9 protein-coding genes and 1 pseudogene are annotated in these 12713 nt (G+C 72.8%); 3 read left to right on the forward strand and 7 right to left on the reverse strand.

The window, feature by feature from the left end; all coding sequences use genetic code 11:
• Positions 1-46: 46 nt before the first annotated feature.
• From AB0A97_RS18015 to AB0A97_RS18025, 3 genes are all read right to left on the reverse strand, one after another.
• Positions 47-1102 carry a chitinase gene (locus AB0A97_RS18015; protein WP_361150520.1) on the reverse strand — a complete coding sequence of 352 codons (1056 nt, stop codon included), beginning with the start codon at positions 1100-1102 and terminating at the stop codon, positions 47-49.
• Positions 1103-1337: 235 nt separating this feature from the next.
• Positions 1338-2672, reverse strand: coding sequence for an MFS transporter (locus AB0A97_RS18020; protein WP_361150522.1), 1335 nt, complete (start codon positions 2670-2672; stop codon positions 1338-1340).
• Positions 2669-3298: a helix-turn-helix domain-containing protein gene (locus AB0A97_RS18025; protein WP_361150525.1), complete on the reverse strand. Its 630-nt coding sequence runs from the start codon at positions 3296-3298 to the stop codon at positions 2669-2671. The genes AB0A97_RS18020 and AB0A97_RS18025 overlap by 4 nt, the downstream gene beginning before the upstream one ends.
• Positions 3299-3559: 261 nt before the next feature.
• Between AB0A97_RS18025 and AB0A97_RS18030 the strand changes: the two genes are divergently transcribed.
• The gene (locus AB0A97_RS18030; RefSeq protein ID WP_361151073.1) at positions 3560-5926 is read left to right on the forward strand and encodes a UvrD-helicase domain-containing protein; all 2367 of its coding nucleotides are present in this window, start codon (positions 3560-3562) and stop codon (positions 5924-5926) included.
• Between the two features lie 163 nt (positions 5927-6089).
• Complete coding sequence (locus AB0A97_RS18035; protein ID WP_361150528.1) at positions 6090-7076, forward strand: alpha/beta hydrolase; 987 nt, start codon at positions 6090-6092, stop codon at positions 7074-7076.
• Between the two features lie 30 nt (positions 7077-7106).
• Here the strand turns inward: AB0A97_RS18035 and AB0A97_RS18040 are convergent.
• The 4 genes and pseudogenes from AB0A97_RS18040 to AB0A97_RS18055 all read right to left on the reverse strand — a co-directional run bounded on the left by AB0A97_RS18040 (position 7107) and on the right by AB0A97_RS18055 (position 11170).
• Positions 7107-7900 (reverse strand): annotated as a pseudogene (locus tag AB0A97_RS18040) (SDR family oxidoreductase).
• Between the two features lie 142 nt (positions 7901-8042).
• Positions 8043-8843, reverse strand: coding sequence for a carbohydrate ABC transporter permease (locus AB0A97_RS18045; protein ID WP_361151076.1), 801 nt, complete (start codon positions 8841-8843; stop codon positions 8043-8045).
• A 21-nt stretch (positions 8844-8864) separates the two neighbouring features.
• Positions 8865-9743 (reverse strand): sugar ABC transporter permease, encoded by an 879-nt coding sequence (locus AB0A97_RS18050; RefSeq protein ID WP_361150530.1) that lies wholly within the window; start codon positions 9741-9743, stop codon positions 8865-8867.
• Positions 9744-9820: 77 nt separating this feature from the next.
• Positions 9821-11170: an ABC transporter substrate-binding protein gene (locus tag AB0A97_RS18055; RefSeq protein WP_361150532.1), complete on the reverse strand. Its 1350-nt coding sequence runs from the start codon at positions 11168-11170 to the stop codon at positions 9821-9823.
• A gap of 276 nt (positions 11171-11446) precedes the next feature.
• Here AB0A97_RS18055 and AB0A97_RS18060 point away from each other — a divergent pair, with 276 nt between their 5' ends.
• Complete coding sequence (locus AB0A97_RS18060; RefSeq protein WP_361150534.1) at positions 11447-12163, forward strand: class I SAM-dependent methyltransferase; 717 nt, start codon at positions 11447-11449, stop codon at positions 12161-12163.
• Positions 12164-12713: the final 550 nt, after the last annotated feature.

Below are 12713 nucleotides of genomic sequence, written 5' to 3' on the forward strand. Positions count from 1 at the left end.
GTGACCGGGCCCGCCCGCGTACCGTCCGCCCGGCGCGCTGCGGGGATCAGCGTCCCTGTAGCGCCTTGACGTTGTTGCCGAACGACCACGCCTTCGAGCCGTCCCAGTTCAGCGACCAGGTCATCAGGCCCTTGAGCCCGCCCCGATAGGTGTTCCACGCCTGGCTGACCAGCCCCGGCGACATGTAGCCGCCGCCCGCGCCCGGCTGCGCCGGCAGGCCGGGGACCTGCTTGTCGTAGGGGACCTTGATGGTCGTGCCCTGGATGACGAGCCCCTTGTTCAGGCAGTCCGTCTGCTTCGTGAAGCCCTGGACGGTGCCGGCGGAGTACGCGTCGCCGGAGCAGCCGTACATGCTCCCGTTGTAGTACTGCATGTTGAGCCACCAGAGGCGGCCGTTGTCCGCGTACTTCTTCACGATGGGCAGGTACGCGCCCCAGATCGAGCCGTAGGTCACGCTGCCGCCGGTGACGTACGCGGTCTCCGGGGCCATCGTCAGGCCGAAGTTCGCGGGCATCCTGGCGAGTACGCCGTCGATGATGCGGATCAGGTTGGCCTGCGAGGCCGAGAGGGTGTTGATGGTGCCGCTGCCGGTGAGGCCGGTCTCGATGTCGATGTCGATGCCGTCGAAGTTGTACTTCTTCAGGATCGGCACCACCGTCTCCACGAACCGGTCGGCGACCTTGGCGGAGCTGAGGTCGATGCCGGCCGCGGCGCCGCCGATGGACATCAGGATCGTCTGGCCCGCCGCCTTGGCCTCGCACATCTCGGCGGGCGTCGCGACCTTCACGGTCGCGTCCATGCCGTCCTCCCACAGGACCGTGCCGTCCGAGCGGATGACGGGGAAGGCGGCGTTGAGCACGTTGTAGCCGTGCGCGCCGATACGGGAGTCGGTGATCGGGGTCCAGCCGAACGGCGGGTGGACGCCGTTGGCCGCGCCGTCCCAGTTCTCCCAGTAGCCCTGGAGCACCTTGCCCGCGGGCTTGGACTTGACCGGACAGGTGGTCTCCCGTGGTGCGGCGCTCGGCGCCGCGGCGGTCAGCAGTGGGACGGCGCAGGCCGTCGCCAGGCCGATGCCGAGCAGGCGGGACGCCCGACCGAACATGGGGTGCTCCTTTCCGGCCGTGGCCGGGGGGACTGAGGAGGGGGAGCGGTGGAGCGCGGGGGAGGAACGCGTGGTGCCGGTGGTGCGCGGGGGGTGATGGAGGCACTGCACGGTGCGTTGCCCGAACCGTAGGGTGACCCAGGGAGGCCGTCAATAGGTCTGGACCAACTCGGTACGGGGCGCACGCGATACGGAGGCGTGGGTGATACGGGGGCGGGCGCGCCGCCCCCGTACGTCACGACCGGGGCAGCGCCGGCTCTCCCTCACCCTCGGCCGGAGACCCGTCGCCCCCGTCGTCCTCGGCCTGCGGCTCCTGACGGGACGTCGGCAGGTCACGGGCCCGCCGGAGCGGCGAGCAGAGCAGGAACACGGCGGCCAGCGGAATCCCCGCGGTGGTGATCCAGATGGCCGCGCGCAGCCCGAGCGCGGAGCCGAGCGCACCGCCGAGCAGCGCGCCGAGCGGAATCGTGCCGTAACCGAGGAAGGTCGAACCGGCGGTGACCCGGCCGAGCAACTGCGGCGGGCAGTACCGCTGTTGGAAGCCAGCCTTGATCACGTTCCCGGCCACCACCCCGGCCGAGACGCAGCAGCCGCCCGCGATGAAGAACACCACCCCGGCGCCGTCCGTGGTCAGCGGGATCAGCAGCGCGAACAGCGCCAGGCCGAACTCGAACAGCAGCGTCGCGCGGGCCGTCCCGACCCGTACGGCGGCCCGGCGGGCGAGGAAGGCGCCCACCACGCCCCCGGTCCCGGTCGCCGCGACCAGACCGCCGACCGCCGCGGGGGACAGGCCGACGGTCTGGACGAGGAAGATCACCAGGACGGCCTGGTACCCCATCAGGGCCAGGTTGGAGGCGGCGCCGAACAGGGTCAGCGTACGGAGCCAGGGATCGCCCGCGATCAGCCGCAGCCCTTCGCCGACCTCGCCGACGAGTGCGCCGGGGCGCCGTTCCGTCCGCTCGGCGCGGGGCTCGCGGTGCCGGATGCCCGACAGGCACAGCAGCGCGACGAGGAAGGTCGCGGCCTGGGCGAACATCCCGTTGACCGCCCCCGCCGCCTGCGTGATCAGACCGCCGGAGCCCTGCCCGGCGACCTGCGCGGCGGACGCGCTGCCGTGCAGCTTGGCGTTGCCCTCGGCCTGGTCGTCGGGGGCCAGGATGCTGGGCAGGTAGGCGGTGTAGGCGGTCTGGAAGAAGACCGTCGCCGTACCCGTCAGCAGGGCGACGGCCAGCAGCAGGCCCGTACTCAGCCACCCGCACCACGCGGCCACCGGCACACTGGCGAACAGGACGCACGAGACCGCGGCGGCGGTCAGCATGACCGGCCGGCGCCGCAGCCGGTCCACCCAGGCGCCCACCGGCAGACCGATGACCAGCCAGGGCAGCCAGGCGGCGGCGCTCAGCATCCCCACCTCGAAGGCCCCGGCGTGCAGGGTGGACACGGCGACCAGCGGCATCGCCACTCCGGTCACCGAGGCGCCGAACTTGCCGGCGGTCTCGCCGCACCACAGCAGCCGGAAGTCGCGGTGGCGCCGCAGCAGGCTGCCGCGCCGCTCGGTGTTCCGCTTCACGCGTCGCCCCGCTCTCTGCGCGGGAAGGACTGGAGCTGTACGACGACGGGGAGCGCGTCCGGCGCGGCCTCGGCGTCCGGCGCGGGGGTGTGGCGCGCGACGACCTCGAACAGTTCGGCGTTCAGTGCCTTGAGCTGCGCGGGGGACAGCCGCAGGTCGTGCCAGTCCGCGACGGTGCCCGCCTGCCGCCAGGTCTGGTCCCATTTCTCGGCGACGTAGTCCGTGACGCGGTTGAAGTACTGCTGCACCAGTTCATGCAGATAGACGGAGAGAGCGCCCCGGGAATCGGGATCGTCGTGGAAGTCGGCGGTATGGAGATCGTTGGTGACATCGACCCGTTTCCACCAGCGCTCGCGTTTGGTGCCGCGTCCGGTCTCCTCCTCGATGAAGCCGTGTTCGGCGAGATGGCGCAGGTGCCAGCTGATGGTGCCGGTGTTCTCCCCGAGGCGTTCGGAGAGCCGGGCGGAGGTGGCCGGGCCGTCGAGGGTGAGCAGTTCGAAGATGCGCATCCGCAGCGGGTGGGCGAGCCCGCGCAGACTGCGGGCGTCCAGGCGGCGGGCGGGGCGGGCGTGCGCGGGGCCGGTGGCGGCGCTGTGCTCCGGGGCGGGTCGGGGCTGGTCGGACATGGCAGCAGCATAGGTTGCAGAGAGATCTCTGCACAGAGGTTGCAGAGAAACCTCTGCAAGTTTCGGATGGGCGCTCAGGGTGCTGTGTGCCGTGGGGGCTGAACGTGGGCCTTCGCGCCCATAAAAAAACCCGGTCCGCATTGGCGGCCGGGGTGAATCTCTGGGTATATTGGGCGTTTGCATGTCTGGGTAATTCTTCAATACATGACTAGCCACTAGAGAACACGGTATCGGAGCGGAGCTGAATTGTCAAACGAGGAATTGCGGCAGGAGCAGGAATTCACCGATCTGCTCTACGGGCGCCTCGCCGAACTGCGGGCCGGGGCCGAGTCCGCCGTCCAGCGCGCGCTGCCGCTGGAGGGGAACAACTTCCAGGCACGGCTGGAACGCGATGTGACGGTCGCCGAACAGTCCGGGCTGCTGGCCGCCCTCGACGCGGGGGAGAACGGCCTGTGCTTCGGCCGCCTCGCGTTCCGTGACGGCGCCGACCACCACATCGGCCGTATCGGCATCCGCCGCGACGACGCCGACCGCACGCCGATGGTCGTCGACTGGCGGGCCGACGTCGCCCGCCCCTTCTACCTCGCCACCGGCCACACCCCCATGGGCCTGCGCCGCCGGCGCCACATCACCACCCAGGGGCGGCAGGTCACCGCCCTGCACGACGAGATCCTGGACCTCACCGACGCCGAACGCACCGGCCACGAGGGCTCCGACGCGGACGCCGTGCTGCTGGCCGCGCTCGACGCCGCCCGCACCGGCCGGATGCACGACATCGTGCAGACCATCCAGGCCGAACAGGACCGGATCATCCGAGCCCCGCACCACGGCGTCATGGTCGTGGAAGGCGGCCCCGGCACCGGCAAGACCGCCGTCGCCCTGCACCGCGCCGCGTACCTGCTGTACGCGCACCGCGAGCAGCTCGCCCGCCGCGCCGTGCTGATCGTCGGCCCCAACCCGGCCTTCCTCGGCTACATCGAGGAGGTGCTGCCCTCGCTCGGCGAGACGGGCGTCCTGCTCGCCACCCCCGCCGAACTGTTCCCCGGCGTCACCGCGACCGGCACCGACACCGCACGCGCCGCCGAGGTCAAGGGCAGTGCGGCGATGGCGGACGCGCTGGCGCGGTTCGTACGCGACCGGCAGGCCCTGCCCGACCCCGCCCTCGTCATCGACCACGAGGACGGCGAACTGCTGCTGGACGCGGACATCGCGGCCGCCGCCCGGGAACACGCGCGCACCACCCGGCTGCCGCACAACCTCGCCCGTCCCTACTTCGCCTTCCACGTCATCGACGCGCTCACCGCTCAGCTTGCCGACCGGATCGGCGCCGACCCGTACGGCGGGCCCAACCTCCTCGGCCCGGACGACGTCGCCCAGCTCGGCAAGGCGGTCGCGGCCAGCCCCGACGTGCACGCCGCGATCCAGGAGCTGTGGCCCGAACTCACCCCGCAGCAACTGGTCGCCGACTTCCTCGCCGACCCCGTCCACCTCCCGGACGCCGACGCGGACGCCATCCGGCGGTCCAACGGCCACCACGGCCCCTGGCCGGAGGAGGACGTCTGGACGCCCGCGGACGTCCCGCTGCTGGACGAGGCCGCCGAACTCCTCGGCGAGGACGACTCCGCGGCCCGCGCCGCCCAGGAGGCGGAACGCCAGGAGCGCATCAAGTACGCGCAGGGCGTGCTCGACCTCTCCTACGGCTCCCGCACCCAGGAGTTCGAGGACAAGGACGACGAGGACTCCGAGGTGCTGGCCGCGCACGACCTCATCGACGCGGACCGGCTCGCGGACCGGCAGGAGGAGGCCGACCACCGCAGCGCCGCGGAACGGGCCGCGGCCGACCGCACCTGGGCCTTCGGCCACATCATCGTGGACGAGGCGCAGGAACTGTCCGCGATGATGTGGCGGCTGCTGATGCGCCGCTGCCCGACCCGCTCCATGACGCTGGTCGGCGACCCGGCGCAGACCGCGGAACCGGGCGGCTGCGGCGCCTGGGAGTCGATCCTCGCCCCGTACGTGGACGACCGCTGGGAACTGGTCCGGCTGGGCGTCAACTACCGCACCCCCAGCGAGATCATGGACATCGCGGCCGAGGTGCCCCGCGCCGCGGACGCCTCCTTCGAGCCGCCGCGTTCCATCCGCTCCACCGGCGTACGGCCCTGGGCCCTCGCCACCACCGCCGACGACCTGCCGCGGGCGGTCGCCGACGCGGTCGTACGGGAGACGGCCGACGGCTCCCGGTCCCGTCCGGCGGAAGCGGGGGAGGGCGGCGACGGGGGTACGGCGGAAGGCGGCCCGGGGGAGGGCCGGCTCGCGGTCATCGCCCCGCGGGCCCACCACCCGGCCCTGGCCGCCGCGCTCTCCGCCGCCCTGCCGGACGTGTCCACCGGCGCGGACCTCGACCTGACCCGCCCGGTCGTCCTGCTCGACCCCCGGCAGGCCAAGGGCCTGGAGTTCGACACCGTGCTCGTGGTCGAACCGGCCGGGTTCGGGACCAGCGACCTGTACGTCGCCCTCACCAGGGCGACACAGCGGCTGGGCGTGGTGCACACCGGGACGCTGCCGGCGGCGCTGCGGTCCCTGGCGGGGGCGGCCACGGAGTCCGAGGCGGCCGCCTCGGGCCGCTGACCGCACGGTACGGGGGGCGCCGCACACCAGGTGCGGCGCCCCCGTACCCGCCCTCTTTGCCGAACCGGCAAAAAGCCTGGGGGGAAGGGCCGCCCGTCACGGATGATCGCGGAAGCGGCGCAGCGGAACCGGCGCCGTCCGCCGACCGAGCGAGGAGCCCGTGATGCACCAGCGCACCGACACACTGCCCCCTGTCCAGCACCGGACGGTGGAAGTCCCCGGCGGGCGCATCCATGCGGTCGAGCAGGGCACCGGCCCCCTGGTGCTGCTGCTCCACGGCTTCCCCGAGACCTGCCGCTCCTGGTGCCACCAGCTCCCGGCGCTGGCCGCTGCGGGCTTCCGCGCGGTCGCCGTCGACGTGCGCGGTTACGGGCGCTCCTCGAAGCCCGCCGATGTCGCGGCGTACCGGATGACGGCGCACGTCGCCGACAACGTCGCGGTCGTGCACGCCCTGGGGGAGCGGACCGCGACCGTCGTCGGCCACGACTGGGGCGCCACCATCGCCGCGAACACCGCACTGACCGAGCCCGAAACGTTCACCGCCGTCGGACTCCTCGGCGTGCCCTACGCGCCCCGCAACGGCGTCCGGCCGTCGGACGTCTTCGCCATGATGGGCGGCGACGAAGAGGTCTACGTCAGCTACTTCCAGCAGCCGGGCCGCGCGGAAGCGGAGATCGAGCCCGACGTACGCGGCTGGCTGGCGGGCTGCTACGCCAGCCTGTCCGCCGACACCATGGGCCCCGGGGCCGTCCCGAGCTGCTTCTTCGTCCCGCCGGGCAAGAAGATGTCCGACCGGTTCGTCCGCGGTGTCCGCCCGGCCTGGCTCAGTGAGGACGAATTCGACGCGATGGTGGAGGAGTTCGAGCGTACGGGCCTCACCGGCGGGCTCAACCGCTACCGCAACGCCGACCGGGACTGGGAGGACCTCGCCGCCTGGGACGGCGCGCCGATCACCCAGCCCTCGCTGTACATCGGCGGCGACCGCGACGCTTCCACGACCTGGCTGGCCGACGCCATCGAGGCGTTCCCGAGCACGCTCCCCGGCCTGTCGGCCAACCACCTGCTGAAGAACTGCGGGCACTGGATCCAGCAGGAGCGACCCGAGGAGGTCAACCGGATCCTCGTCGAGTGGCTCCGCTCACTGGCCTGACGTTCCGGCGGTGCCCGCGCCGCCGGAACGTCACCGGGCGCTCGCCGTCGGCCGTACGACCAGTTCGTTCACGTCGACGTCCGCGGGCCGGCCGACCGCGAAGGCGATGGCGTCCGCCACCGCGGCGGCCGGCAGTGCCACCGCGCGGTAGGCCCGCATCGCCTGCCGGGCCAGGGGATCGCCGATGCCGTCCGCGAGTTCGGACTCGGTGACGCCGGGGAGACGACGGTGACGCGGATGTCTCCCCCGGACTCCTGGCGCAGCCCCTCGGACAGGGCGCGCACCGCGAACTTCGTGGCGCAGTAGACCGCGGCGGTCGGCGACACCTCGTACGCGCCGACCGAGGCGATGTTCACGAAGTGCCCGCCGCCCTGCGCCCGCATCACGGGCAGGGCGGCGGCGATCCCGTGCAGCACGCCGCGGACGTTCACGTCGAGCATCCGGTCCCACTCCTCGGTCCGCAGCGCCTCCAGGGGCGACAGCGGCATCACACCGGCGTTGCTGACCAGGACGTCCACCCGTCCGTACGTGGCGTGCGCCGCGTCGACGAAGGACCGCACGTCGGCGGCGTCGGTGACGTCCAGACGCCGGTACGCCGCCGAGCCGCCCGCGTCGCCGATCCGGCCGGCCAGCTCCGCCAGCCGGTCGGTGCGGCGGGCGCCGAGGAAGACGCGGTGCCCGTCGGCGGCCAGCCGTCGCGCGGTGGCCGCGCCGATGCCGCTGCTCGCGCCGGTGATCAGGACGGCCTTGCCGTCCGCGCCCCCTCGGGTGCCGGCGCCGGGAGCCGGGCCGGTGCGCGTGGGCACGGAGGTGTTCGCGTTCATGTCGTGTACTGCCTCTCGAAGCTGCTGTTCCGGGGCTCGATTGCCTGCTCTCCGAGGCTGGTCCACGGCGTACACCGCCACCAGGACGGACCGTGCCCGGGTGCCCCGTGCCCACCCTCGGCGCCGGTCCCGGTACGGCCCCTCAGCCCGCGGTCGCGGCGACGCCGCGCAGGAACAGACGCCGGAACATCACGAACAGCAGCAACGTGGGCAGCGACACGACGAGCGCACCGGCCAGCGCGACGGGCGGCCCCGCGGCGCTGTAGACGTCGTTGAGCGTGGTCAGGGTCGCCATCACGGGCTGGACACCCCGGCTGCGGCTGAGCGTGATGCCGAGGAGCAGGTCGTTCCACACGGCGGTGAACTGGAAGAGGAAGGCGGCACCCAACGCGGGCCGCACCAGCGGGACATGGATGCGCCAGAAGATCCGCCGGTGGGACGCGCCGTCCAGCATGGCCGACTCGGTCACCTCAGGAGGCATGGCGGCCAGTTGGTTGCGGACGAGGAAGAACGCGAAGGGCACGGCCCAGGCCGCGTACACGAGCAGCAGCCCCAGCCGGGTGTCGTACAGGCCGGTGTCGGCGTAGAGCCCGAAGAGCGGCGCGAGGAACATCTGGAGCGGGAAGAGCGTCCCGGAGTAGACCAGCCAGAACCAGAACGCCGGCACCGGTACGGGCAGGATCACGACGGCGAACGCGGCCATGGCCGCGACCAGCACCGCGGCCGCGCCGCACACCGTCGCGTACAGCAGCGAGGTGGCGAAGCTGTCCCCGATCCCCGCCGTGCTCCATGCGGTCCCCAGGTTCTCCAGCACGGCGAAGCCCTGCGGCGTCCACTCCGGCCGTCCCGCGTAACGCCCGGCCGGAGTCGCGAGGTTGACCACCAGCAGCCAGAGCGGAACCGTCCAGAGCACGACACACCCGACGACGAACCCCACCCGCATCGCCCGTACCGCCACGGTGGTTCACCGCCTCCCGCCGGGTACGTCCGGCATCCGGCGCCGCAGATACGCCCACGAGGCGGCCACCACGACCACCGAGAGCACCACGGCGATCGCGGAGCCGTACCCGACGTGGAAGAGCCGGAACGCCTCGCGGTACATGGTCAGCGCCAGGGTCTCGGAGGACCGGGAGGGACCGCCCTTGGTCAGGATGTAGACCAGGTCGAACGCCTTCAGCCCGTTGACGATCGCCATGCCGACCGCCACGACCGTCACGGCCCGTAGCTGGGGGAGAGTGATGTGCCGGAACATCCGCCACCCGCGGGCGCCGTCCAGCTCGGCGGCCTCCACGATCTCCCGGGGCACGGCCCGCAGCCCCAGCGAGAACAGCACCACGTCGAGTCCGGCGGCCTGCCAGGTCGCGGCGACGATCATCGACAGGGTGTTGTACGGCCACTCCAGCAGCCACGGCCTGGCCAGCCCGTCCAGGCCGAGGCCGCGCAGCACCTGGTTGACGGCGCCGTCCGAGGTCAGCAGGAAGCTCCACAGGACCGCGGTGGCGGGTCCGGAGACCACGAACGGCAGCACGATCACCAGCCGGGCCGCGCCGCCGAACCGCATCCGGTGGGTGGCGACCGCGATCAGCAGTCCCGCCAGAACGGGCAGCAGCAGCGTTCCGGCCACCCACAGCAGGGTGTTGACCAGCGCTCTGCCGAAGATCGGGTCATCCGCCAGCCGTACGTAGTTGGCGAGTCCGGTGAAGCTCCGGGTGAATCCGTTGTCCTCGAAGAAGCTGCCGTAGACGCTGCGGGCGAACGGATACACCAGCAGCACACCGACGAGCGCGGCAGCCGGCAGGACCCACGGAATCCCCGGTGGCGGCCCGCCGCGCCGGACCGCCACGGCACCCGCCCGGCCGGTCCTACGGCGCGGAAGCCGACGTGGCACCCGTCGCGGCGCGACCGCCGCACGACCCCGGCTCATGCGCGCTCGTCCTCCCGCCACACCCGCCACGCCTCGTCCGCCCGCTCCTGCACGGTCCGCAGCACCGTCCGGTACGAGGACGGATCGAGCAGGAACCCGGCCAGATCGTCGACGACCGCCTCCACCAGCTCCGGCGGGCCCTGCTCCCAGAACCGGTTCAGCTTCCGCAGCCGCCCGTGGCGCACCGTACGCCCGATGTCCGCGATCAGCGGATCGGCGGGCGCGACGCGCGGGTTGGGACAGCCGTCCTTGAGCGTGTGGGCGAAGGCCCGCATGACCTCGGGGTGCAGCCAGTACGCCGTCGCCCGGTGGGCCTCCGTACGGTCCGGCCCGCTGACCGTACGGACGAGGGCGGCCGACTCGAAGATCACACAGCGGCGGGCCCCCGGATCGGCCATCGGCAGGACGAAGGCGCCGATGCCCCGGCCGGGCCGCCCGCCCGCCGCGGCGAAGACCGGGCCGAAGAAGGTGCCGCCCGGCATCATGCCCAGCCTGCCGCGTACGACGTCGGCGGCCGCGTCGTTGTGGCTGGTGTCCAGGGGCGAGCACCAGCCGCGCTCGAAGAAGGACGCGATGGTCCGCAGGGCCCGCTCGGCACGCGGGTCGGTGTACCGCGCCCGCCCGTTCAGCACGTCCTCGTAGTACCGCGGATCCTGCCGGCTGAGCACCTCCATGAACCAGATGAACGCAGGCCAGCGCTGGTCCGTGGTGACGTGCAGGGGCGTCACGCCGGCCCGTCCGAGCCGCGCGCACGCGGCGAGGAAACCGTCCCAGGTCGTGGGCGCGGCGAGCCCGAGGTCCCGGAAGACCTCGGTGTTGTAGTAGAGGACCCAGTAGGCGAGGTTCATCGGCAGGCCGTAGACCCGGCGCCGGTGGGTGAAGGCGCCGCGGAGCGAGGGGTCCACCCAGCCCCGCGCGACCGCGCTGTCCCAGTGGGCGGTCAGATCGACGATGCCACCCGTACGGGCCAGATCCCGCAGCCGGTACCCGGACCAGTACTTGAGCAGGTCGGGCGCCTGGTCCGTCCGCAGCGACGACGTGACGACCTGCTCGAACGACTCCAGCGACGGAATGGCCTCCGGCACCAGCTCGACGCCCGCCACCTGCTTCATCCGGCGCCCGGCGGCGGCCATCGGCTTCAGCCACACCGCGCTGTCGCCGTGCACCGCCACCTGGCCGCGCGGCAGCCCCGCAGGGCCCCCGCAGGCGGTGACCGCCGCACCGGCCGCCGCCCCGAGAAGCAGCGCGCGCCGCCCGATCCCGCCGCCGGATGCCCGTGGCCCGTACGTCCCCGTCGGCCGGTCCGGCCCTTGCGCTCCATGCCGCGTGTGACCCCAGGTCGACACGGCTGCCCGCCTCCTCAGGCCGACACGCGCCCCTCGGCAGGGACGACACCGGTCGGCGTCGACATCCGCGGGTGGAGTGTCGTCACGCGGGCGCGAGGAGTCAATGGGCGACGGCACGGCGGGGGAAAGCGGCGCACACGGCCCCGGCGCGGGAGGAGACGACAGCACAGCACCGAAGACCCCAGGGACGTACGGTGGGGCAGGGCAAGCACGGAAGCGCGGTGCCGGCCGTACCGGAGCGCCGGAGGCAGGAACGCAGCGGACCCGGGAGGACGCATGGACGTGTCGGAGCGGTACCGCGAAGCGTGGGAGAGCTACTGGCGCGACACGTCGGACGCGCCGGGCGCCGCCATCTTCGACTGCGCCGCCGAACTGGCCGCCGGCCACCACCTGCCGCTGTTCGCCCCCTTCGCCGACGCCACACTGCCCGTCGTCGACCTGGGCTGCGGCACCGGTACCCAGACCCGCTACCTGGCCCGGCACTTCCCGCTGGCCGTCGGCGTGGACCTCGCCGAGGCCGCAGTCGCCCACGCGCGGCGGGCCGACACCGGCGGCACCGCCCGGTTCGAGCAGTTGGACGCCACCGACCAGGACCCCGTCCGGCGGCTGCACCAGCGCCTCGGCGACGCCAACGTCTACCTGCGCGCGGTGATCCACCAGAGCGAACCCGACGCCCGCCCCGCGATCGCCGCCGCGGTCGCCACCCTGATCGGCGACCGCGGACGCGCCTTCGTCGTCGAACCGCTGGCCGGTGCCAAGGACGTCCTGTCCCACGCGGCCCAGGGTGCGGACGGCCCGCCCCCCAAGCTGGCCGACGTCTTCGCGCACGGCCTGACCCCCGCCGCCGCGGACGACGACGCCGTCCCCGGTTTCTTCCACGCCCTGGGCCTGCCGGTGCTGGACCGCGGCGAGATCGACCTGGTGATGACCGAACACCGCGCGGACGGCGTACGGATCGACCTGCCGGCCCAGTGGATGGTCCTCGGCCGCTGAACGCTCCCACCGGCCCGGCATCCGGCCGAGCGCCCGCGCCCTGACACGTGAACGACCACCGCGCCCACCACGAACTCCCCTACCGGCGGGCCGGATCGCCTCTCCACGCGGCTAGGATGCAGCCATGCACCTAGTCACTCCAGGCGCATAAAGGGAAGCCGGGCCCCGCGGCGCAAGGGGGCGTTGCGGGGCCCGGCGTCCCTTCGCCGGGCAGGGCGAGCTCCCTTTCTCGCCCTGGCAGTGGAGGCACGTCCGCTTCACTGCGACGTCTGGAGTGAAGGAAGGTGCAAGATGGCCGCGAAGGAGAAGAGGTCGTGGACCAAGGAGCTGGCCTCACGATTCGCCGTCGCAGTCGCCGTTAAGGCGCTGTGGACGGTGATTTCGAGGATCGCTCTGCGCGACGACGCCTGAGTGCCGCCGTCCGGCTGACCCCCGTCGGGTCCCCTTCCCGCTCGGGGGTCAGCCGTTCCGAACGCCCCGCGATCTCGTCCGCGTGTGCGCCGATCGCTCATAAGCGCAGTCACATGGCGCGTAGTTGATGCCGCGAGAG

This window comes from Streptomyces sp. NPDC045470 (genome assembly GCF_040646595.1).
Lineage (GTDB): Bacteria > Actinomycetota > Actinomycetes > Streptomycetales > Streptomycetaceae > Streptomyces.

Bases quoted from the DNA above. Each gene is read 5' to 3' on its own strand.
- AB0A97_RS18035 (WP_361150528.1), top strand. From the start codon at position 6,090: ATGCACCAGCGCACCGACACACTGCCCCCTGTCCAGCACCGGACGGTG.
- AB0A97_RS18045 (WP_361151076.1), bottom strand. From the start codon at position 8,843: ATGCGGGTGGGGTTCGTCGTCGGGTGTGTCGTGCTCTGGACGGTTCCG.
- AB0A97_RS18060 (WP_361150534.1), top strand. From the start codon at position 11,447: ATGGACGTGTCGGAGCGGTACCGCGAAGCGTGGGAGAGCTACTGGCGC.
- AB0A97_RS18015 (WP_361150520.1), bottom strand. From the start codon at position 1,102: ATGTTCGGTCGGGCGTCCCGCCTGCTCGGCATCGGCCTGGCGACGGCC.
- AB0A97_RS18025 (WP_361150525.1), bottom strand. From the start codon at position 3,298: ATGTCCGACCAGCCCCGACCCGCCCCGGAGCACAGCGCCGCCACCGGC.